The following is a 22477-nucleotide window of genomic DNA, read 5'->3' as shown; positions in this document are numbered from 1 at the left end:
TATGACATTCCGCCATTATATCGGCGGAATGTTAAACAATAACTAATATTTGATTGAATTCGCAAATTCTAACTCTTCATCTTGCCAGCCTTGCGATAAGGCTTTTACCAGTGCGCTATAGCCATTTTTTGCCAACGGAACACTGCGTTCAATAACTTTAGTCCTAATTTGTCCTTTATTATCTGTCACTACCCAGCGCCCTTTTATCACTGCATCCCCCTTATAACTACCATGGAAACCATCAATAAAAAGCTTAATTGTTAAGGTAGGTGTAGTAATAGATTTGGTTGAGACTAAATAATTAGGTAAAAGTTGGGTTAGATCCTGCGATAATCTATCTGCAAATTGTTGAGACAATGTTGAGGCCCATAAATTATTAGTTGCTGTAACATATTTTATATCTTGTGTTTGTAAAACAATGCCTGATTTATTTAAAAAACTGGCTACTTCAATAGACTCAATCCAAATAAACTTATTGGTCGAGCGAGTCGTCACTGAATCAACATTAACTAAATTACTCGTTAATTGAAAATAATTTTTTCTTTGGGTATTTGATGAACAACCCACCATTACCGCTAATAATGCTATCAATAGTGTAATTTTAAAACATCGAATCGATTTGAACATTATTTATTTCCTCTGGCTTTTGGTTCTTCATCTTTTTTGTTTGGTGAAGAGAAGATCAATGCGTTACTTTTATTATTTAGCGTATGAAGTAAAGGAGTTAATTCATCCATCATTTGCTGAATTTTCTGTAAACTTTCATTCATTTGTGTATTAAGTTGTGAACCTGGTTGTATTCCTTTCATCGCTTCATTTAATGAACGCATAGCTCTTTGTAAATCTTTAGGCATATTTTGCATCTCTTTACTTGCCATAATTTGATTTATGGTATTCATTAAGCGTTGACTCGATTCTAAGGATTTATTAAATTGCTCCATAGTATTGTTAACAGGTAAACTATTAAAATTATCTAATAATTGCAGGATTTTTGCTTGTATTTGTGCAAATCCAGTTGATGTAGTTTCAATCGTATCGTACCCATATTGTTTAGCTAATTTACTATCATATTTATCTTTTAACTCTGGATAAAAATCTAAATCAATATAAAGTGCCCCCGTAAACATATTTGAAGTCTTTAATGATGCTCGCAAACCATTTTTTTGCTCATTTATAATTAAATTACCAATATCTATCTTATCTTCTACCAATTCAGCTAATCTGTCAGGTTCGATTTTAATTAGTATCGGTACTCTTTGATTAAGAATTGATCTTTCTTGCAACATTTCTGTGGTATAAAACGGTACTTTACTTACTGTACCGAGCCTTATGCCATGATATTCAACTGGTGCACCTTCGGTTAATCCCGATATTGAGTCCGTAATCATAAGTAGGAATTCTTTATATTCAGTATATTGTGAATCTTGAATCGACTTTCTATCTTCATATAATTTATATACATCATGTTGCTTAGCCGGTTGTCCTAATTTTGCCCCATCAGGTAAATCAAAGCTAATACCGCCTGACATTAGAACATCTAAAGAAGGCACATCTAAACTGGCACCACGAGAAGATAACGTTAAATTGATTCCCCCTTCTTTCCAAAACCGTACGTTTTCAGTAACTAATGCATCATAAGGTGTCGTAATAAAAATTTGATACTTCATTTTACGCGCTTCAACATCAAACTGTGACGTTTCAACATTACCTACATGATAGCCACGAAACATCACTTTAGCACCGCGTGGCACAACACCACTTTGATCGCTATCTAAATTTAAACGAATTCCCTTTATGCTTGGATCTGATAAGGGCGGTGCATCAGATAGAATAAATGGATTATTTTTAAAGCTATGAGTATCATTCCCTGAAACAAGCTCAATATAGACACCCGATAAAATAGTTCCTAGCCCTGTCACACCATCACGACCAATTTCAGGTTTAACCACCCAAAATATTGAATCATTTTTCAAAAGCGGATTCATGTCGTTATAGATTCGACCTTTGATTACGACTTGTTTGTAATCATCAGATAATGTCACTTCATCAACAATACCAACATCAACGCTGCGATTTTTTATGACTGTTTTACCAGCTACAATACCACTTGCATCTTTAGCCAATAAGGTAAAAGGAGTACCTCGATCAGCAAAATGGGCATAGATAATCCATAAACCAACAACTGCGGTAACTATGGGAATAATCCATATTGCTGAAATTGCTCTAATTTTAATTATTTTTGCTGATTTATTTGAGCTTGCCATATTATTCCTATTATTTTATTTTCTAGTTGGTACTCGATCCCAAAGCAAACGTGGATCAAATTTTTGGGATGCAATCATTGTAATGATAACGACAGTAGCAAAAAAACTTACCCCTATATCAGGATATACGCCCATCATTTGTTGATTTCTCACTAAAGAACACACTACCGAAACCACAAAGATATCGATCATTGACCATTTACCAATAAATTCAACAGCATTATATAATTTCTTCATTTTTAGACAATTACGTTTTTTCTTATTCTTAACTGCCAAAGCAAAATAACAAAGCCAGCTAAGAGAAATAATTTTTAAAATAGGGATAACTACACTAGCAGCGAAAATGATTAATGCTACCGGCACATCCCCTGCTTGCCACATATAGATAACTCCATCCATAATCGTCGAACTCGATGGTGCACCAAAGACTTCAGTAATCATGATCCCAAATAAATTAGCTGGTATATAAATAATCAGTGAAGTAACTAAAAGTGCAATCGTCCACTGTACTTTATCTCTTCCTCTAAGTTGACTTTTTTGTTTACATCTTGGACACTTAGCATACTCAGCAGGAATAATTGCATGGCAACAGCTGCACAATTTTATATTTTGATAAATTCCCGTTTTACCTACTTCTAATGGTTTTAAAGTAAAATTATTACGATGGATTTCATTCCATATTTTACCTGGTGTAAAAATAACTACTGCTTTGATATAAAAGAAAACAAATAAACAAAATGCCCAAAAGGTCCCTGTAACACCAAGGCTGCCATAACTCATTAATTTAACAAAACTAACTAAAATTCCTGTCAAAAAAATCTCAGGCATACACCAATGCTGAAATTTTTCATAAACAATCAAAAGATCTCTTTTTCGATATTTAGTCAGTTTTATTTTGGAGCAAAGTAATACAATAATAGATAAATTGAGTAATGGAAAAACAAGCACAAATAAAACAAATAATGCGGAAATATAGCTATATCTATCAAAAAAAAGTATTTTGGGTATATCTAAAACACTTACACCATTAACATTACCGACTAAATTAATATCAATAAACACAAACCCACAAGCGACGATAAGCATAATTAATGAACAAAATGCATACATTGCCGCACGAAATTTCATATTGTTCTGATTTTTAAACAATGTCGTAGTACAGCGAGGACAAGTAGCTTTATGTCCAATTGCAACATCTGTTAATCCGATAACCAAATCACAATGGGAACACAATACATAATTTTGATTATCAACAGTCATCATTTTCCTTTATTTGATTGTGTATTAATTAGTAAAGATGTTTTTGATTAGCATAACGTTTATATATAAAAAATTGCCAATATTTGTTAAACGATTATGTTCTGTGGTAATTAATTTAATAAATTAATAATGGCCAAAAAGCTTCTTGATGCCAATCATATCAAATGCTTCTTTTTTATGAAAGTATTACCTAATTAAATTAGCATAATTTGATTATTATCATTTTTCAAATGGCGATATGAAGATCGTTATTCTAAATAACTCTCAAGATAATGTTTAATTAATTGCATAACGGGATTTAGTAATAAATATTAAGAAAATTTGTGAATAATTTCACATAATTAATCAATTTAATACTGTTTATAAAAAAAACTTGATACTGTATAACAATACAGTATAATGTATCTCATATCCTTACTTATTGGAATTTAATTATATGAATGAAAACAAACAACGAGCACTTTCAGCAGCATTAAGTCAAATCGAAAAACAATTTGGTAAAGGTTCAATAATGCGTTTAGGCGACACACAAACTTTAGATGTGGACGCCGTTTCAACTGGTTCTTTAGGATTAGATATAGCATTGGGTATTGGTGGCTTACCAATGGGCAGAATTGTTGAGATCTTTGGACCTGAATCATCAGGTAAAACAACATTAACATTATCTGTTATTGCACAAGCACAGAAAGAAGGTAAAACCTGTGCATTTATCGATGCTGAGCATGCTTTAGATCCAATCTATGCTGCAAAATTAGGGGTACAAGTTGACGATTTATTAGTTTCACAACCAGACACTGGTGAACAAGCTCTTGAGATTTGTGATGCATTGGTTCGTTCTGGCGCTGTAGATGTCATTATTGTCGACTCTGTCGCAGCATTAACACCAAAAGCGGAAATTGAAGGTGAAATGGGTGATTCTCATATGGGATTACAAGCACGTTTAATGTCTCAAGCATTACGTAAGTTAACCGCTAACATCAAAAATGCAAATTGCCTTGTCGTTTTCATCAACCAAATTCGTATGAAAATTGGTGTTATGTTTGGTAATCCTGAAACAACTACTGGCGGTAACGCATTAAAATTCTATGCTTCGGTGCGTTTAGATATCCGCCGTACTGGTGCAGTAAAAGAAGGCGAAGATGTTATCGGTAGTGATACTCGGGTAAAAGTGGTTAAAAACAAAGTCGCTGCGCCATTTAGACAAGCTGAATTCCAAATTCTTTATGGATGTGGTATCTCAAAAGAAGGGGAATTGATTGATTTGGGTGTTAAACATAAATTAGTTGATAAAGCCGGCGCATGGTATAGCTATAATGGCGAGAAAGTTGGACAAGGTAAAGCTAATTCAATTAAGTTTTTACAAGAACATGCTGAAATTGCTACCGAGCTTGAAACAAAATTACGTGATTTATTATTAAATAGCCCTGCTGTTTTCTCTGCAGAGGACGAAGAATCTACAATAGAAGATGAAAATTTCGAATAATGTCACACAATCTTAATAAATTAATTTTAGCCAAAGCTGTGCAATTACTTGCACAGCGTGATCATTCTTCATATGAACTTACCAGAAAATTAACTTTATTTTTTAGTAAAAAAATAAAATGTGCAGAAGATGATTACCCAGAACAATTAACTCAATTAAAGACACAAATAGAGCATGTCATTAAACATTGTGCCCAGCAACATTGGATGGATGATGAGCAATATATTGAAAAATATATATTTATGCGTGCTAATAAAGGGTATGGAAAATATAAAATTAGTTTAGAATTAAAGCAACGAGGTTTATCATCTGAGCTTAATAAAAAGCTTTTAAGCATAGCTGATATTAATTGGTCTGAGATAGCTTATCAACAATTGTTGAAAAAGTTTAAAGTTATCGATTCTAAAAATAATCAACAAAAACAAAAGGTAGTACAGTTTTTAACCTCCAGAGGTTTTACACAAAATGATATAAAAACTGCGTATAGTTTATTGACTTAAACCATTATAGTCCCTACAATACTAAGCATTATGAATGCCCATTGCGTAAAAAGCTCTCAAGATCTTTTAATTTTATTCCTTACTAATAGTAATTAGATCAATCGCTGTATTAAGAATATTTACTTTTCAACTTAAGTTGTAACGGGTATATTACTATGTCTAAAAATTTATCGTTTAATATGGAAGCATAAATGAAAAGCACTGCAGAAATTCGTCAAAATTTTCTTGACTTTTTCCATAGCAAAGGACACGAAATTGTTGCGAGTAGTTCCCTTGTTCCACATAATGATCCAACACTTTTATTCACCAATGCGGGAATGAATCAATTTAAAGATGTTTTTCTTGGTATCGATAAACGATCTTATACCAGAGCAACAACATCACAACGTTGTGTGCGTGCTGGAGGCAAACATAATGACCTTGACAATGTAGGTTATACAGCTCGGCATCATACTTTTTTTGAAATGCTAGGAAACTTTAGTTTTGGCGATTATTTCAAACATGACGCGATTCATTTTGCATGGGAATTATTAACTAGTGAAAAATGGTTTAACCTGCCAAAAGATCGCTTAACAGTAACCGTGTATGAAACCGACGACGAAGCTTATGCAATCTGGGAAAATGAAATTGGTATTCCGAAAGAGCGTATTATTCGTATAGGTGATAATAAAGGTGCGCCATATGCATCTGACAACTTTTGGCAAATGGGCGATACTGGACCTTGTGGACCTTGTACTGAAATTTTTTATGATCATGGTGATCATATTTGGGGGGGGCCTCCAGGAAGTGCGGAAGAAGATGGTGACCGTTTTATTGAAATTTGGAACATCGTATTCATGCAATTCAATCGTCATGCTGATGGTACAATGGAACCGTTACCTAAACCTTCCGTTGATACAGGCATGGGACTTGAACGCATAGCGGCAGTGTTACAGCATGTCAACTCAAATTACGATATTGATCTGTTTAAAAAATTAATAAAAGATGCTGCACAAATCATCCAAACCAACGATTTAGAAAGTAAATCATTACGAGTTATTGCTGATCATATACGTTCTTGTGCTTTTTTAGTTTCCGATGGAGTGTTACCTTCAAACGAAGGCCGAGGTTATGTATTACGTCGAATTATACGCCGAGCAGTACGTCATGGACATATGCTAGGTGCTAAAGATATTTTCTTCTATAAGTTAGTTAAACCATTAATTGATGTAATGGGAAGCGCCGCTAATGAATTAGCAAATAACCAAAAATTAGTTGAAGAAACCCTAAAAATAGAAGAAGAACAGTTCTTAAAAACATTAGAACGGGGCTTATTTTTACTTGATCAAGAGCTAGGTAAGATTACTAATGCAATACTACCGGGAGATGTTGCATTTAAACTATATGATACTTACGGTTTCCCATTAGATCTTACTGCTGATGTGTGTCGTGAAAAAAACATCACTATTGATGAAGATGGTTTTAATCAATGTATGGAAGAACAACGAAAACGAGCTAGAGAATCAAGTTCATTTACTGTTGATTATAGTAATATGATTAAACTTGATGATAAAACTGAATTTTTAGGTTATAAACTAACCGAATCATCAGGAAAAGTCATTGCAATTTTCCAAGATGGGAATAAAGTTGATGCTATCAATGCCGGCGATACCGCAATTGTCATCTTAGACAAAACACCATTTTATGGTGAATCAGGTGGTCAAGTTGGTGATAAAGGTGTATTAAGCTCAGCTAATCTAGTGTTCGGTGTGACTGATAGCCAAAAATATGGTAAAAGTATTGGTCACATTGGTAAAGTCACCAAAGGTACATTAAAAGTTGGTGATATCGTAACCGCTGCAATAGATGTAGAAATACGAGAACGTATTCGTCGTAACCATTCGGCGACACATTTATTGCAAGCTGCTCTACAACGTATTTTAGGAAATCATGTACATCAAAAAGGATCACTAGTTAATGACAGTTACCTTCGATTTGATTTCTCGCATAATCAACCTATTACGCAAGAACAAATTGTTGAAATTGAAAATCTAGTTAATCAACAAATACGTCGTAACTTACCAGTTGACATAGAACTGATGCCAATTGATCAGGCTAAAAATAAAGGTGCTATGGCATTATTTGGTGAGAAGTACGAAGATATTGTTAGAGTATTAACCATGGGCGATTTCTCTATCGAACTTTGTGGTGGCACACATGTTGATAGAACTGGAGATATAGGCCTATTTAAAATTACTTCTGAATCAAGTATTGCCTCAGGGGTACGTCGTATTGAAGCCACTTCTGGACAAAATGCGATGGAATACATACATCATGAATCCAATTTATTAAACCAAATTGGACAATTGGTTAAAAGTGATAAATCAGCGGTGTTATCACGAATAGAGCAATTGCTCGATCAAAATAAAGCATTAGAAAAAGCAATGGAGCAACTAAAGGCCCAACAAGCTAGCCAACAAAGTGGGCAATTGCTTGATCAATGCGAAAAAATAAATAATAAAAACTTGCTAATTGCTAAACTTGATAATGTCGAAGCAAAAATGTTACGCACAATGATTGATGATTTGAAAAATCAATTAAAAACCGGCGTAATTATTTTAGCGGCTGTTAATGGAGACAAAATCAATTTAGCTGCCGGTGTAACTAATGATTTATTAGGCATTGTTAAAGCTGGTGAATTAGTATCTCAATTAGCATTAAAAGTAGGTGGTAAAGGTGGTGGGCGGCCTGATTTCGCTCAAGCAGGTGGAATGGATCTTTCAGCGTTACCAGAAGCGTTATCTTCTGTAAAAAAAGAAATCAGTAATAAATTACAAGCAAGTTAGCCAGATGTGCTCCAGTGTTTGTTTGTTAATTAAACATTAGTGTATTTCTGTAAAATTCCGTCTTTCTATCTTATTGATGGGGGGCTGACGAAGCTATATCTTAAAATTGTTTGGATATATACTTAACTGATATTAGGAGATCTAATGTTAATTTTAACTCGGAGAGTAGGTGAAACACTTATAATTGGTGACGATGTTGTTATTACCGTTTTAGGCGTGAAGGGTAATCAGGTCAGAGTCGGTATTAATGCACCTAAAGAAGTTTCTATTCATAGAGAAGAAATATACAACAGAATTCATCAATCGCAAGATAAAAGTGATGAATCAGTTCAGCCCAAAGAGTAATATTGGGTACGAAATAAACAACTAGCACGAGTTCTTAAAAAAATGTTTGACTTATTTTTTCTAGAACGTAATATGTGCGCCACACATTATGATTTTGTTGTTGAAGCAAAGTCATAATGTTTTGGTGAGATGGCCGAGAGGCTGAAGGCGCTCCCCTGCTAAGGGAGTATGCGGTCAAAAGCTGCATCGAGGGTTCGAATCCCTCTCTCACCGCCATTTAAAAATTAAAATATGCATCCGTAGCTCAGCTGGATAGAGTACCCGGCTACGAACCGGGCGGTCAGGGGTTCGAATCCCTTCGGATGCACCATTTTAAAATATTCAATACGCATCCGTAGCTCAGCTGGATAGAGTACCCGGCTACGAACCGGGCGGTCAGGGGTTCGAATCCCTTCGGATGCACCATTTTTTTACGAACTTACACGCATCCGTAGCTCAGCTGGATAGAGCACTCGGCTTCGAACCGAGCGGTCAGGGGTTCGAATCCCTTCGGGTGCGCCATTAAGCATCCAAAAGCATTTCGGTTTCTTATAATCAAAAAAATAATAATTTATATCAACTATCAGCTTAACTGATAGCAATGACTTAATTTTCATTAGATATTTCTCTTTGTATATTTTGATAAAAATAGAATACTAAAATATGAAAATTATTTTGTTATACTCATCATCTCAGTTTATGAATTAAAATGACAAGTATTAAAGAATCATGCTTTAAATATATATCCAATAAAACTCTAAATATAATACACTTGATTAACTACCCTATCTTGATCCCTTAACTAACACAAAAACGGCTAATAATGCTCATTTAGAGCCTTTTACAAAGCATTTAATCTATAGCTATATTCTTAACCTTATCCGCCCCTAATCATTGCTATAAAATTCGAATAGGGCGAGATAAATAAAAAAGCTCAAAAGGCACTCTTTAAACATGCAAAAAACTCTAGATAAAACGTTTTATGGATTAAAAAGAAATAGTTTTATTATTAAAAAGATTACAACATAAATACGAATGTAAATTTGCAAAGAGAGAAAAGTAACAAATTTATTATATTTTACTTTTAGATTAAAAAAAGCCGACTTTGTCAGCTTTAATTAATAATGATTTTATCTTTTAGTTATATAATTAGGCAAATGATAATATTGCCGTACTAATCACAATTATCAATAAAACCCATAGTACAATAGCAATAATTCCGCAAACCATCCCGGCTGTAGCAAAACCTGCACCATTTTTATTATTATTTCTTATATCACTCTTAGCAATAGCACTTAACACTATAGCAACAATAGCCACAGCAATACTAAAAAGCCCCATAGGAATTAATGATACAATCCCACAAACCATTCCTGCTATAGCAAAACCACTTGTTGCCTTGTTCTGTTCTTGTTCCATTTACCTTCTACCCTGTAAAATTTTTGAAAAGTTAAAATAAATAGCAGTTAAGTATAATCTTGTCATTTTTGCAGATCAATATAAGATCCATTCAAGGCGAACTATCACCAATTATCAAATATCTCACTAAATTTCTCAAAAAACTTATAAAGGATAGTTGATGAGAAAAGAATCTAAAAAAGCATTTTGGCTTTTTTCATTGATTATTTTGACTTTTATATAGGATTTTGAGGAAAAAATTATTCAGAATAATAATCCAAACGATACAGCTTAAAATTTTAATAAGAGATAAATTAGAAAAATATAGTTCCTGCAGTAAATAAATTATTTGGAATTTGATTTAATATTGTTGAAAAATAGAATAAAAGATTACCTATAAAACAACGTTTTTAATATTACATATTTTCTAAAAAATAACTGTTAATAACTTGTATTTGTATTTGCTTTTAATAATAATAGTCACCTTAAAATATCAAGTAAGATACGCAGCAGTAACAAACACAAAAATAATAAATTTTATATGTATAGAATTTTGACATATAACGAGTAATTATTTTCTTATCCAAAAAATAAATTTATAAATATCATTTAGCATTGTTCGGACCAGCCACTCCGGTTGAATCCCGAAACAATTCTAGTATACTTAACTCACGAATTTCATATGTGTTATTAATCATACTTTTTTATTTATATGTTTTGTTAGCTGTACTAAAATAAGAAATTAAATAACATTTATAAACAATAATGGACTCTTTTTATGTTGGACCCAAATTTACTTCGAAATGAATTAGATCTCGTTGCTAGCAAATTAGCTCGCCGTGGATTTAAATTAGATGTTGAGACTATTCGACAACTTGAAGAAAAACGTAAAACACTACAGGTTGAAACAGAAAACTTACAAGCGCAGCGTAATGCTCGCTCGAAAGCAATTGGTGAAGCAAAAGCACGCGGTGAAGATATTTCAACTGTGCGCGAAGAAGTAAACAAATTAGGTGAAAAGCTTAACAGTGCAAAAACAGAACTTGATAAGCTCCTCAACCAAATTAAAGACATTTCTGCCAACATTCCCAATATTCCTAATGATGCTGTGCCAGATGGTAAAGATGAGAATGATAATGTTGAAATTTCTCGTTTTGGCACGCCAAGAACCTTCGATTTTCCTATTCAAGATCATGTTGCATTAGGTGAACGTTTTGGTGGTCTTGATTTTGCTGCTGGTGTAAAACTAACTGGCGCTCGTTTTGTGGTAATGAAATCACAAATAGCCCGTTTACATCGTGCAATTACGCAATTTATGCTAGACCTACATACTGAACAACATGGCTATGCTGAAATTTATGTACCATATCTAGTGAATCAAGCTACGCTTTTTGGAACAGGTCAATTACCTAAATTCGCGGGAGATCTATTCCATACCAAACCGCTTGATGAAGAGTCAGAAAGCAGTAATTATGCACTAATTCCCACTGCAGAAGTACCTGTTACTAATTTAGTACGTGATGAAATTCTTGATGAAAGCGTATTACCATTAAAAATGACAGCTCATACGCCTTGTTTCCGTTCTGAAGCTGGTTCATATGGTAAAGACACCCGTGGCTTAATTCGTATGCATCAATTTGATAAAGTCGAATTAGTGCAAATTGTTAAACCAGAAGAATCAATGCAAGCATTAGAAGAATTAACTGCACATGCTGAAAAAGTTTTACAATTATTAGAATTGCCATATCGTAAAATTATACTTTGTACTGGGGATATGGGCTTTGGTTCTTGCAAAACCTATGATCTAGAAGTTTGGGTACCAGCACAAAATACTTATCGTGAAATATCTTCATGCTCAAATATGTGGGATTTCCAAGCACGTCGTATGCAAGCTCGTTATCGCAATAAAGCTGATAATAAAACCTATTTAGTACATACCCTAAATGGTTCAGGTTTAGCCGTTGGACGTACACTGGTTGCTATAATGGAAAATTATCAACAAGCAGACGGAACAATTAAAGTACCATCAGTATTAGTACCATATATGAATGGCCTTGAAGTTATTGGTTAGTTTTATAATTTCAAATATTCATTGTAGCGCTATTCATTAGCGCTATTTTTTTATTAATTAAGGTAAATAAGATGATAAAAGGTGTTGCATTATCAATCCTAGCATCATGTCTTTTTGGCTTGCTGTATTACTATCCAGTATTATTGCAACCTTTATCTGTAGTAGATATTTTTTGCTGGCGATTGTTAACATCTTTTCCGGCTATTATTGTATTAATTCTGATTGAAAAGCAATGGTCATCTATATCTGCCCTTTTTATTCGAATTAAAGATAAGCCATTTCTTTTAGTTGGGTTATTATTTTCTTCTTTTCTACTAACTATTCAAATGCTTATTTTTATTTGGGCACCAATTAATGGTCATGGATTATCGGCTTCACTTGGCTATTTTTTATTACCATTAAGTATGGTGGTCTTTGGGCAAATTTTCTATAAAGAAAGGCTAAGTATTTTTCAAAAAATTGCAGTATTACTCGCTAGCATAGGTGTTATATCAGAAGTCTATATTACTGGCGCTTTCTCTTGGGAAACTGCTGTCATCGCCTTGGGTTATCCTATTTACTTTATGACACGACGCAAATTACAGATAGAAGGTATTGCCGGAACCTTTTCGGACTTCTTTTTTATATTTATAGGCTGTCTGATTTATTTTCTTTTACATTATCCATGTAATAAGATTATAAGTGACTTATCTCATTTTCATATTTTTATTCCAATGCTCGGTATTATTACTGCCATCGCCTTTGCTATGTATTTTGTCGCTAGACGGCTGTTACCGCTTGGACTATTTGGATTACTAGGATATGTAGAGCCCGTATTACTTACTGTTGTTTCTGTATTATTTTTACATGAATCAATATCCACAGAGCATATTTTACCATACGGGCTTATTTGGTTATCAGTTTGTGTGCTAGCTCTGGAGGGAACTATTTATATACTACGAACAGTAAAACGAAAAAGATTAAAATAGTAGATAAAAAGGCTCCATAATAGATGCCTTTTTACTAGTTAATTAACTTTATTTACTAAATGTCACATACTGACCATAACTTTCAATAATTGCTTGAATTCGATCCAATGTTTCTCGTGGTGGAGCTTCTACACCTTCTAACATATATTTATCACCCAGTGTATCCCATTTATATGCACCGAGCTTATGGTATGGGAGTAATTCAACTCTTTCAATATTATCCATTCCTTGAATAAATTGACCAAGTAAATGGGCTGAATTATCATCATCCGTCCATCCTGGTACAACAACATAGCGGATCCAAGTTCGTTTATTTATTTTTTGAAGATATTTAGCAAATTCTAAAACCCGTTTATTTGGAACACCTACCAATTTTTGGTGTATATCATCATTCACTTGTTTTAAATCAAGCATCACAAGATCAGTTACTTCCATTAACTCTTCAACGGTATGATCAAGTTGTCTTGCATAACCATTAGTATCTAAACAGGTATGAATACCCTCAGCATGACAAGCTTTAAACCACTCAGTGATAAATTCTGATTGTAAGGTTGCTTCACCACCAGATGCTGTTACGCCACCACCATTAGGCATAATAAAATTTTTATAAGTGATGATCTCTTTCATCAGCTCAGCAACAGTAATTTCACGCCCTGCTTTTAAATCCCATGTGTCACGATTGTGACAATATAAGCAGCGCATTAAACATCCTTGAAAGAAAACAATGAAGCGAATACCTGGCCCATCAACTGTACCAAAAGACTCAAAAGAGTGAATACGACCTTTAATCGGTTGTTCTGTTGTCATAATAATATTTTTTTCCATAACAATTCTCTGATAATTGCTTACATTGCTCTTTTTTCTTATTTTAACTCAGTTATGCTAATGCTTTCACCAATTACACCAATAAGTGAAAAACGATATAAATTCAATTATAACGAATTTATATTAAGACCATTAAGAAAAATGGCCTTGTATAATTTAATATTGTGTTTTGAGCAAAAAATTTCAATAACAAAAAAATAGCGCCCCTAAAGGACGCTATTTAAGTTAAGTTTATTATTAACTAATTACATTGATTGAGTGAAAGTACGTGTAATAACGTCTTTTTGTTGTTCTTTAGTTAATGAGTTAAAACGTACTGCATATCCAGACACACGAATAGTTAATTGTGGATATTTTTCAGGATGTTCCATTGCATCTAATAATGTTTCACGATTTAATACGTTAACATTTAAATGTTGACCACCTTCCACAGTTGCTTCGTGATGGAAATAACCATCCATTAAGCCGGCAAGATTACGTTTACGTGCATCATCATCTTTACCTAATGCATTAGGAACGATTGAGAAAGTATATGAAATACCATCTTTCGCATAAGCAAACGGTAATTTAGCAACAGAAGTTAATGAAGCTACCGCACCTTTTTGGTCACGTCCGTGCATTGGGTTAGCGCCTGGTCCAAATGGAGCACCTGCACGACGTCCGTCTGGAGTGTTACCTGTTTTCTTACCATATACAACGTTTGAAGTAATGGTTAATACAGACTGTGTAGGAATTGCATTACGATAAGTTTTAAGTTTTTGAATTTTCTTCATGAAACGTTCAACTAAATCAACAGCAATGTCATCAACTCGTGGATCATTGTTACCGAATTGTGGATATTCACCTTCGATTTCAAAATCAACTGCAAGACCATCTTCATCACGAATAGTTTTTACTTTCGCATATTTAATTGCAGATAAAGAGTCAGCTGCAACAGAAAGGCCTGCAATACCACATGCCATAGTACGAATAATATCACGGTCATGTAACGCCATTAATGAAGCTTCATAACTATATTTATCATGCATATAGTGAATAGCATTTAGCGCAGTTACATATTGTTTAGCTAACCAATTCATAAAATGATCTAAACGAGCGAATACTTTATCAAAATCTAAATATTCGTCTGTAATTGGATCTTCTTTAGGCCCAACTTGCATTTTTAATTTCTCGTCCACACCACCATTGATTGCATAAAGAAGAGTTTTTGCAAGGTTAGCACGAGCACCAAAGAATTGCATTTGTTTACCAACAATCATTGGGCTTACACAACATGCGATAGCATAATCATCGTTGTTAAAATCAGGACGCATCAAATCATCATTTTCATATTGTAATGAAGATGTATCGATAGATACTTTTGAAGCAAATTCTTTAAATCCAGAAGGTAACTGTTCAGACCAAAGAATTGTCATATTTGGCTCTGGAGAAGGTCCCATGGTATATAAAGTGTTTAAGAAACGGAATGATGTTTTAGTCACTAATGTACGACCATCAACACCCATACCCGCGATAGATTCAGTTGCCCAGATTGGGTCACCAGAGAATAATTCATCATATTCAGGAGTACGTAAGAAACGAACCATACGTAATTTCATAACGAAATGGTCGACAATTTCTTGTGCTTCTTCTTCAGTAATTAAGCCAGCTGCAAGATCACGTTGGAAGTAAATATCAAAGAATGTTGAAGTACGACCAAGAGACATAGCCGCACCATTTTGAGATTTAACCGCCGCTAAATAACCAAAATAAGTCCATTGAACAGCTTCTTGTGCTGTAGTTGCTGGTGCTGAAATATCAAAACCGTATTTCGCAGCCATTTCTTTAATTTGACCTAGTGCGCGATGTTGTTCAGCAATTTCTTCACGACGTTGCATAGTCATTGGTAAATCAACGCCATTTTCAAAGTCAGCTTGTAATGAAGTGAATTGCGCAAATTTATCTTGCATTAAGTAATCGATACCGTAAAGAGCTACACGACGGTAGTCACCAATGATACGACCACGACCATAAGCATCAGGAAGACCGGTAATAACGCCTGATTTACGACAACGAAGAATATCTGGAGTATAAATATCAAACACACCTTGGTTGTGAGTTTTACGATATTCAGTGAAGATTTTTTTGACTAATGGATCTAAAGTTCTGTCGTAAGCTTTACAAGAGTTTTCGATCATTTTGATACCACCAAACGGGATAATCGCACGTTTTAGTGGTTTTTCAGTTTGTAAACCAACAATTTTCTCTAAATCTTTTTCAATATAACCTGCATCATGGGCAGTAATAGTTGAAATTACACTGGTATCAAAATCAACTGGTGTATGAGTGGAGTTTTCAAATTTGATGCCTTCCATAACTTTATCCCACAATTTAGTGGTAGCATCGGTAGCGCCAGCTAAGAAAGATTCATCACCCTCATAAGGTGTGTAATTTGTTTGAATGAAATCACGAACATTGACATTATTTTGCCAATCACCTTCTTTAAATCCTTTCCAAGCTTTTGCTTGTACTTCGTTTAAATTACTCATAATTATTAACCTCAGGTTTACATAAATACCTATCTACTCTTATATAAGGGTAAATATTATAAAATCAATGTGGCTTACGAAGATATAAAGCCCAATAAGGTAGCGCTACAGCTAAACCACCCAATATATTCCCAATTGTTACCGGGATTAAATTATTTAAGACAAAATGCTCAACTGTTAATGAATTAAACGTATCAGCAGATACGCCTACCGCCGTCCAAAATTCAGGTGATGCAAAGTTTTTAATGACAATGCCCATCGGAATCATAAACATGTTTGCAATGCTATGCTCAAAACCACTGGCGACAAACATAGCTACAGGTAATACCATAATTAACATTTTATCAAGTAAACTACGACCCGCATAACTCATCCAAGCCGCTAAACAAACCATTAAATTAGCGAGTAAACCTAAGCATACGGCTTCAATAAAGGTATGGTGTAATTTATGATCTGCAGTTTGTAATACATTCAATCCCCACAAACCATTGGCTACCATATATTGTCCAGAAAACCAAATAATTGTTACAAATAGTATAGCACCAATAAAGTTACCAATATAGACAAAAATCCAATTACGAATCATTTTTGTCCAACTAATTTTATGGGTCATTTTAGGTAATATAGTTAATACTGTTGAAGTGAAAAGATCAGAGCCACAACCGACAACTAACATTAATCCTAACGAGAAACAGATACCACCAACTAATTTAGCCAAACCAAAAGCAACTGTAGCTGTCCCAGTCGTAACAGTGATATAAAAGACAAAAGCTATTGATATGAATACACCAGCGATGATGGCAGATAAGATAGTACTACTAGGGTGTTTATTTACTTTATAATTGCCAATTTCTTCGGCAATTTGGGTCATTTGTGCAGGAGAAAATGAGTCCACAAGCTTATCATTACTCAAGTTGACATCCTCAAAAAAACTAGGGTTTTATGAGACGCATAGTATACTCAAAAATTGAAGTAGATCACGTTTTTTTTATTAAAAATCTTTAAAACTTAAAAAATCATTAGTTATTAACATTGTGAAATGTATATAAAATAGCCACTCTTCATATCTTTTATTCAGATTTAAAAAAGTGGCTAATAATCATCAATTATTTGTTATCTAAGATTTTACTCACTTTCACCAAATAATTACGTGATTCTTGGGAAACATGTGAGGTCACTAATTTTCGATAAACTTGTTGGGGTGTCATTGAGTTAATAATATTAATGGCTTCATTCCTATCATTAGAAAAAGTACGTAATACACTACCAGCACCACCATTATAGGAAGTTATCATTGCATATCTTAATGAAATTGGATTATTTATACCGGCTAAATATTTATTTTTTAACAGTGATAAATAAGCGGTTCCCATATCAACATTATTACGTGGATCCAGTAAAAATTGGCGACTGGGTTCGCCTGATTTGCCTCGAGATTTAAATATATCTCGACCAGCGGTATGTTGTTGAACTTGCATTAATCCTAACGCATCAGTACGACTGACTGCATAAGGGTTAAATGCAGATTCTACTTCCATAATGGCTAAAATTAATCGTTCATCAATAAAATAACGATTTGATGCTTCAGTAACAAGTGGTAAGAATTTTCTTGCACGTTCATTAATATGATTTGGAACTAACTTGATTTCAACATAGGTAATTTTATGAGAACCAGATGAACGAGCTTTTAGATTATTGGCAAGTAAATAATCAGCAAAACTGTTCGCCCTGCCACTCCAACGAATGGGTTGTCTTTCTTGGTCAAGAACCTGATTATATAAAAATGGTTCTTCTGATAAGTTCTGACTTATTTTATCACGGCGGATGATATCAACCGGTTCTGGCATAAGTAACGTCGAAACAATAGCATCTTTTAAATGGGCAAGTGGGGTATCAGATAAAGTCTCAATTGTTATTACGCCTGAAACAAAATTGATGTGGACGCGTGTTTGCAAATTATCTTCATACTGAACATAATCTTTTGGTCCGGCAATAAGAATTTCTTTAGGCCCCCAAATTTGTTCTATATTATTTGCATACTGACTGATTAAAATATTAAATGCATTGGTATCCTTTATATAATAATCTTCATCGGTACTTTTGTTTTTTGAACCAGGACAAGCTGTTAATAAAGTTACGGAAACGAGTAACGTAATAATTTTATAATTATTTTTCATTTTAGCTCTCAATTTTCAGGTTTATACCCATCAACAACAACGTCTTCACCTTCAAACAAAAACTTAACCATTTCAGTTTCAATTTTTTTACGATGTTCTAAATTCATCATATTAAATTTATTTTCATTAATTAACATTGTTTGTTTTTTAAGCCATTCTTGCCATGCAATCTTTGAAATTTCATTATAAATACGTTTACCCAATTCACCTGGATAAAGCTGAAAATCTAATCCTTCGGATTCTTTTTTTAAATAATGGCAATAAACAATGCGACTCATATTTATTCCTATCTTATCGACAATTATTAATTAACCGTTGATTATACCCGAAAATAATTATAGAAAAGAACAAAATATATAACTTTCTTTTAAATGCATATAAATTCAATAATTATGAATAAATATTAACTTTACTATCTTATTAAATAACATAAAATATAAAATGATCGTTGGTTTAAATAAGGATTAAATAATGCAGCCCGAAATTACACGAGATCTGTTTGATAAAGTAATTCTACCCGTTTATTCGCCCGCTAACTTTATACCTGTGAAAGGAAATGGTAGTCGAGTATGGGATCAAAATGGTGAAGAATACATCGATTTTGCTGGAGGTATAGCTGTCAATGCTCTCGGTCATTGTCATCCTCAGTTGATCAATGCTCTACAGCAACAAAGCGAACAATTATGGCATGTTAGTAATGTTTTTACCAATGAACCGGCACTACGACTTGCCCAAAAAATTATTGAAAATACTTTTGCTGAACGTGTGTTTTTTGCTAATTCAGGTGCCGAAGCAAATGAAGCAGCTTTTAAATTAGCAAGATATTATGCTGCTGAAAAGTATAGTCCATATAAGACGAAAATTATCGCATTTTATCAATCTTTTCATGGCCGTACTTTTTTTACTGTATCAGTCGGCGGGCAAGCTAAATACTCCGATGGCTTTGGGCCGAAACCTGCTGATATCATTCATGTTCCTTTTAATGATTTAGATGCTGTTAAAGCCGTAATGGATGATCATACTTGTGCTGTAGTTTTAGAACCAGTGCAAGGTGAAGGAGGATTAACTTCTGCCACACCAGAGTTTTTAAAAGGTGTACGAGCACTTTGTGATCAAAATAACGCCCTATTAGTCTTTGATGAAGTACAATGCGGTATGGGGCGAACAGGCAGTTTATATACATATCAACAATATGATGTCATTCCTGATATTTTAACTTCCGCTAAGGCTCTCGGTGGTGGCTTTCCTATTAGTGCAATGCTAACTACAAATGAGATTGCATCGGTAATGCATCCTGGTGTTCATGGTACCACTTATGGTGGAAATCCACTGGCTTGTGCCGTTGGTTGTGCTGCTTTCGATATCATTAATAGCCCAGAAGTACTTGAAGGTGTTCAAAAACGTCGGGCAATGTTTATTGAACAACTTGAAACTATTAATGATAAATTCAAAGTATTTCGAGAGTATCGAGGTAAAGGCTTGCTTTTAGGTGCTGAATTACAACCTGAATTTCATAGTAAGGCACGAGATTTTTTAAATGTTGCTACCGAGTATAAAGTAATGATACTAAATGCAGGGACAAATGTACTACGTTTTACGCCATCTTTAATTATCTCGGAAGATGAAATAAAAGAAGGCATGAACCGATTTGGCAAAGCAGTCGAAAAAGTTGTCAATTCTTAAGTTTTTCTATACAGTAACGGCATTTTAAGTGATTAAGTGCCGTTAATGCACTTAAAGGATATTGTTTATGACTGACATTCGACCATTAAATTATGCTAAAACGCATTTTATCTTAAGTGCCCCTGACATTACACATTTACCAATTGATACTGGCGTTGAAATTGCATTTGCCGGACGTTCCAATGCGGGTAAATCAAGTGCACTCAATACATTAACCAATCAAAAAGCCCTAGCAAGGACCAGTAAAACTCCGGGACGAACACAACTAATCAACCTTTTCGAAGTTGAAGAAAACTGTCGCTTAGTAGATTTACCTGGTTATGGTTATGCGCAAGTTCCTGAAGCGATTAAACGCAAGTGGCAAAAATCACTCGGTGAGTATTTGCAAAAACGAGAAAGTTTAAAAGGTTTAGTTGTCTTAATGGATATTAGACACCCATTAAAGGATTTGGACCAACAAATGATTGAATGGGCTGTATCAGTAAATATTCCTGTAATGTTATTATTAACTAAAGCCGATAAACTGGCTTCTGGTGCACAAAAAAAACAAGTTAATATGGTCAAAGAAGCCATTTTACCTTTTCAAGGTGATATTACTGTTGCTCCTTTCTCATCGCCAAAACGTGTTGGTTTAGAAGCTTTAAAGCAAAAACTAGATGAATGGTTTAGCCAACAATAATGGAACATTATGAATAACAGTGCATTTTCTTTCCAAACATTAACGCCGGAGCTGATTCTTGATAGCTTAGCCGTCATAGGTATCTACGTTGATTCAGGCCTTACGGCTTTAAATAGCTATGAAAATCGTGTATATCAATTTTCTGATGAAAATAGCACTCGTTATGTCGTTAAATATTATCGTCCTCATCGCTGGGATAAATTACAAATTATTGAAGAACATCAATTTACTCAGCAATTAGTCCAAGCCGATATTCCAGCCATTGCACCAACAACAATTAATAATAATACCGTGCATGAATATCAAGGTTATCTTTTTACTTTATTTCCAAGCGTTGGCGCACAACAATATGAAATCGATAATTTAGAGCAATTTGATTCCGTCGCAACTATGCTCGGTCGAATTCATCAAATTGGCGCAAAACAACCTTTTGAACACCGTCCAACCATAGGTTTGCAAGAATATCTTTATCAACCTCAAGAAATTTTGTTATCTAACGCAATCGTCCCGAATAAAATCCAAACAGATCTTAAAATCATCCTCCGCAATTTAATTAAAACTGTTGAACAATATTGGCATAACGATTGGCAACCAATTCGATTACATGCCGATTGTCATCCGGGAAATATTTTATGGCATGATAAAGCTATTATTGTTGATTTTGATGATGCTAGAAATGGCCCTGCAATACAAGATATCTGGATGCTACTCAATGGTGATCAACAACAGCAGAGAATTCAATTATCAAGTTTTATTGAACTTTATGAAGAATTTTTCCCATTTAATCATGATCAATTAATATTAATTGAACCGTTACGGGCGATGCGAATAGTCCATCATTTGGCATGGATTATCGAACGCTGGCAAGATCCAGCGTTTCCTCGTGCTTTTCCTTGGTTAACCGATGTTGATTTTTGGCAACAACAATTAAAACAATTTAACCAACAAATTGAAGCAATTAAAGCTCCGCCATTACAGTTATTATCAATTATGTAAACAACCAATAATATTAAATAGTTTTCATATTTAGAAAAATAAATAATTCATTGAGGCTTGGAGAGATAGAAACTAGCTTTTCTTTTTGAATTTTGGTTAACTGTTTAATACGATATTCTACTTTCAACGCAGTTGATCTATCGCCAACACTTAGTTGATAGACGATAGCAAGATCCTTGTGCCCTTTTAGATGTTTTGCCCCTTTCCCCATTTGATGTTGATGTAATCTCCGAGGAACATCAGTAGTAATACCAGTATATAAAGATTGTTTTGCGGTTCTTATGATATATAAAAACCACACAGCAGCTTTGGTTTGCATAAAAAATAGTCACTGTTCATAATAAACAGATCATATCATTAAGTTAATTTTTATAAATAGTTAAATCTATTTTTTCTATGAACCAACTAGGTTACTCACTTTACTAAAATTTGCTTGTATTAATTTAGTTGAAAATCTTTAAAACTATTTAATATTCTGCCTATTTAACGTTGATGT

At 33.9% G+C, this 22477-nt stretch carries 19 protein-coding genes and 4 tRNA genes; 13 read left to right on the top strand and 10 right to left on the bottom strand.

What is annotated here, in order from left to right; all coding sequences use genetic code 11:
* Positions 1–42: 42 nt before the first annotated feature.
* Genes H3S74_RS05165 through H3S74_RS05155 form a run of 3 tightly spaced genes read right to left on the bottom strand, consistent with a single transcriptional unit; the run spans position 43 to position 3524 of the window.
* On the bottom strand, positions 43–627 hold the full coding sequence (locus H3S74_RS05165) for a membrane integrity-associated transporter subunit PqiC (RefSeq protein WP_198247397.1): 585 nt from the start codon (positions 625–627) through the stop codon (positions 43–45).
* Positions 627–2264: an intermembrane transport protein PqiB gene (gene pqiB, locus H3S74_RS05160; RefSeq protein ID WP_110447216.1), complete on the bottom strand. Its 1638-nt coding sequence runs from the start codon at positions 2262–2264 to the stop codon at positions 627–629. Before pqiB ends, H3S74_RS05165 begins: the two co-directional genes overlap by 1 nt.
* 15 nt (positions 2265–2279) lie before the next feature.
* Complete coding sequence (locus tag H3S74_RS05155; RefSeq protein WP_181414622.1) at positions 2280–3524, bottom strand: PqiA/YebS family transporter subunit; 1245 nt, start codon at positions 3522–3524, stop codon at positions 2280–2282.
* Positions 3525–3960: 436 nt separating this feature from the next.
* Here H3S74_RS05155 and recA point away from each other — a divergent pair, with 436 nt between their 5' ends.
* The 8 genes from recA (at position 3961) to H3S74_RS05115 (ending at position 9178) form a co-directional block, all read left to right on the top strand.
* Positions 3961–5007, top strand: coding sequence for a recombinase RecA (gene recA / locus H3S74_RS05150; RefSeq protein WP_198247396.1), 1047 nt, complete (start codon positions 3961–3963; stop codon positions 5005–5007).
* 38 nt (positions 5008–5045) lie between these two features.
* Positions 5046–5507 (top strand): regulatory protein RecX, encoded by a 462-nt coding sequence (locus H3S74_RS12555; RefSeq protein WP_198247395.1) that lies wholly within the window; start codon positions 5046–5048, stop codon positions 5505–5507.
* Between the two features lie 191 nt (positions 5508–5698).
* Positions 5699–8332: an alanine--tRNA ligase gene (gene alaS / locus H3S74_RS05140; protein WP_198247394.1), complete on the top strand. Its 2634-nt coding sequence runs from the start codon at positions 5699–5701 to the stop codon at positions 8330–8332.
* 144 nt (positions 8333–8476) lie between these two features.
* Positions 8477–8677 (top strand): carbon storage regulator CsrA, encoded by a 201-nt coding sequence (gene csrA / locus H3S74_RS05135; protein WP_110447211.1) that lies wholly within the window; start codon positions 8477–8479, stop codon positions 8675–8677.
* A 123-nt stretch (positions 8678–8800) separates the two neighbouring features.
* Positions 8801–8893, top strand: a tRNA-Ser gene (locus tag H3S74_RS05130).
* Positions 8894–8910: 17 nt separating this feature from the next.
* Positions 8911–8987, top strand: a tRNA-Arg gene (locus H3S74_RS05125).
* 18 nt (positions 8988–9005) lie between these two features.
* A tRNA-Arg gene (locus H3S74_RS05120) sits at positions 9006–9082 on the top strand.
* Between the two features lie 19 nt (positions 9083–9101).
* A tRNA-Arg gene (locus H3S74_RS05115) sits at positions 9102–9178 on the top strand.
* Positions 9179–9805: 627 nt separating this feature from the next.
* On the opposite strand, the gene H3S74_RS05110 is transcribed toward H3S74_RS05115, so the two are convergent.
* Positions 9806–10075, bottom strand: coding sequence for a DUF4190 domain-containing protein (locus tag H3S74_RS05110; RefSeq protein WP_110447210.1), 270 nt, complete (start codon positions 10073–10075; stop codon positions 9806–9808).
* 757 nt (positions 10076–10832) lie between these two features.
* Here H3S74_RS05110 and serS point away from each other — a divergent pair.
* Both serS and rarD read left to right on the top strand, forming a co-directional pair.
* A complete protein-coding gene (gene serS / locus H3S74_RS05105) occupies positions 10833–12125 on the top strand; it encodes a serine--tRNA ligase (RefSeq protein ID WP_110447209.1) in 1293 nt (430 codons plus the stop codon).
* A 71-nt stretch (positions 12126–12196) separates the two neighbouring features.
* Positions 12197–13093: an EamA family transporter RarD gene (gene rarD / locus H3S74_RS05100; RefSeq protein ID WP_110447208.1), complete on the top strand. Its 897-nt coding sequence runs from the start codon at positions 12197–12199 to the stop codon at positions 13091–13093.
* A gap of 48 nt (positions 13094–13141) precedes the next feature.
* On the opposite strand, the gene pflA is transcribed toward rarD, so the two are convergent.
* The 5 genes from pflA to H3S74_RS05075 all read right to left on the bottom strand — a co-directional run bounded on the left by pflA (position 13142) and on the right by H3S74_RS05075 (position 18901).
* Entirely contained in the window at positions 13142–13918 is a 777-nt protein-coding gene (gene pflA, locus H3S74_RS05095; protein ID WP_220000025.1) for a pyruvate formate lyase 1-activating protein, read from the bottom strand.
* 245 nt (positions 13919–14163) lie between these two features.
* A complete protein-coding gene (gene pflB, locus H3S74_RS05090) occupies positions 14164–16446 on the bottom strand; it encodes a formate C-acetyltransferase (RefSeq protein ID WP_086364102.1) in 2283 nt (760 codons plus the stop codon).
* A 64-nt stretch (positions 16447–16510) separates the two neighbouring features.
* On the bottom strand, positions 16511–17359 hold the full coding sequence (gene focA, locus H3S74_RS05085; protein ID WP_232354853.1) for a formate transporter FocA: 849 nt from the start codon (positions 17357–17359) through the stop codon (positions 16511–16513).
* A 193-nt stretch (positions 17360–17552) separates the two neighbouring features.
* On the bottom strand, positions 17553–18623 hold the full coding sequence (gene mltC / locus H3S74_RS05080) for a membrane-bound lytic murein transglycosylase MltC (RefSeq protein WP_110447207.1): 1071 nt from the start codon (positions 18621–18623) through the stop codon (positions 17553–17555).
* Between the two features lie 8 nt (positions 18624–18631).
* The gene (locus tag H3S74_RS05075) at positions 18632–18901 is read right to left on the bottom strand and encodes an oxidative damage protection protein (protein WP_110447206.1); all 270 of its coding nucleotides are present in this window, start codon (positions 18899–18901) and stop codon (positions 18632–18634) included.
* A 193-nt stretch (positions 18902–19094) separates the two neighbouring features.
* On the opposite strand from H3S74_RS05075, the gene H3S74_RS05070 reads away from it, so the two are divergent.
* The 3 genes from H3S74_RS05070 to H3S74_RS05060 all read left to right on the top strand — a co-directional run bounded on the left by H3S74_RS05070 (position 19095) and on the right by H3S74_RS05060 (position 21981).
* Positions 19095–20306, top strand: coding sequence for an aspartate aminotransferase family protein (locus H3S74_RS05070; protein ID WP_198220908.1), 1212 nt, complete (start codon positions 19095–19097; stop codon positions 20304–20306).
* 76 nt (positions 20307–20382) lie between these two features.
* Positions 20383–20985 (top strand): ribosome biogenesis GTP-binding protein YihA/YsxC, encoded by a 603-nt coding sequence (gene yihA, locus H3S74_RS05065; protein WP_086358306.1) that lies wholly within the window; start codon positions 20383–20385, stop codon positions 20983–20985.
* A 9-nt stretch (positions 20986–20994) separates the two neighbouring features.
* A complete protein-coding gene (locus H3S74_RS05060) occupies positions 20995–21981 on the top strand; it encodes a serine/threonine protein kinase (protein WP_198247393.1) in 987 nt (328 codons plus the stop codon).
* A 13-nt stretch (positions 21982–21994) separates the two neighbouring features.
* Here the strand turns inward: H3S74_RS05060 and H3S74_RS05055 are convergent, their stop codons facing one another.
* On the bottom strand, positions 21995–22300 hold the full coding sequence (locus H3S74_RS05055; RefSeq protein WP_198247392.1) for a GIY-YIG nuclease family protein: 306 nt from the start codon (positions 22298–22300) through the stop codon (positions 21995–21997).
* Between the last annotated feature and the right edge of the window lie 177 nt (positions 22301–22477).

The sequence above is a fragment of the Gilliamella sp. W8126 genome, assembly GCF_016102185.1.
GTDB lineage: Bacteria > Pseudomonadota > Gammaproteobacteria > Enterobacterales > Orbaceae > Gilliamella > Gilliamella apis_A.
Note: the sequence above shows the minus strand (reverse complement) of the source record. Positions and strands in the feature narration are given on the sequence as shown.

Coding starts and splice junctions, on each gene's coding strand:
- H3S74_RS05165 (WP_198247397.1), bottom strand. CDS start 627: ATGTTCAAATCGATTCGATGTTTTAAAATTACACTATTGATAGCATTA.
- pqiB (WP_110447216.1), bottom strand. CDS start 2,264: ATGGCAAGCTCAAATAAATCAGCAAAAATAATTAAAATTAGAGCAATT.
- H3S74_RS05155 (WP_181414622.1), bottom strand. CDS start 3,524: ATGACTGTTGATAATCAAAATTATGTATTGTGTTCCCATTGTGATTTG.
- recA (WP_198247396.1), top strand. CDS start 3,961: ATGAATGAAAACAAACAACGAGCACTTTCAGCAGCATTAAGTCAAATC.
- alaS (WP_198247394.1), top strand. CDS start 5,699: ATGAAAAGCACTGCAGAAATTCGTCAAAATTTTCTTGACTTTTTCCAT.
- csrA (WP_110447211.1), top strand. CDS start 8,477: ATGTTAATTTTAACTCGGAGAGTAGGTGAAACACTTATAATTGGTGAC.
- H3S74_RS05110 (WP_110447210.1), bottom strand. CDS start 10,075: ATGGAACAAGAACAGAACAAGGCAACAAGTGGTTTTGCTATAGCAGGA.
- serS (WP_110447209.1), top strand. CDS start 10,833: ATGTTGGACCCAAATTTACTTCGAAATGAATTAGATCTCGTTGCTAGC.
- rarD (WP_110447208.1), top strand. CDS start 12,197: ATGATAAAAGGTGTTGCATTATCAATCCTAGCATCATGTCTTTTTGGC.
- pflA (WP_220000025.1), bottom strand. CDS start 13,918: ATGGAAAAAAATATTATTATGACAACAGAACAACCGATTAAAGGTCGT.
- pflB (WP_086364102.1), bottom strand. CDS start 16,446: ATGAGTAATTTAAACGAAGTACAAGCAAAAGCTTGGAAAGGATTTAAA.
- mltC (WP_110447207.1), bottom strand. CDS start 18,623: ATGAAAAATAATTATAAAATTATTACGTTACTCGTTTCCGTAACTTTA.
- H3S74_RS05075 (WP_110447206.1), bottom strand. CDS start 18,901: ATGAGTCGCATTGTTTATTGCCATTATTTAAAAAAAGAATCCGAAGGA.
- H3S74_RS05070 (WP_198220908.1), top strand. CDS start 19,095: ATGCAGCCCGAAATTACACGAGATCTGTTTGATAAAGTAATTCTACCC.
- H3S74_RS05060 (WP_198247393.1), top strand. CDS start 20,995: ATGAATAACAGTGCATTTTCTTTCCAAACATTAACGCCGGAGCTGATT.
- H3S74_RS05055 (WP_198247392.1), bottom strand. CDS start 22,300: ATGCAAACCAAAGCTGCTGTGTGGTTTTTATATATCATAAGAACCGCA.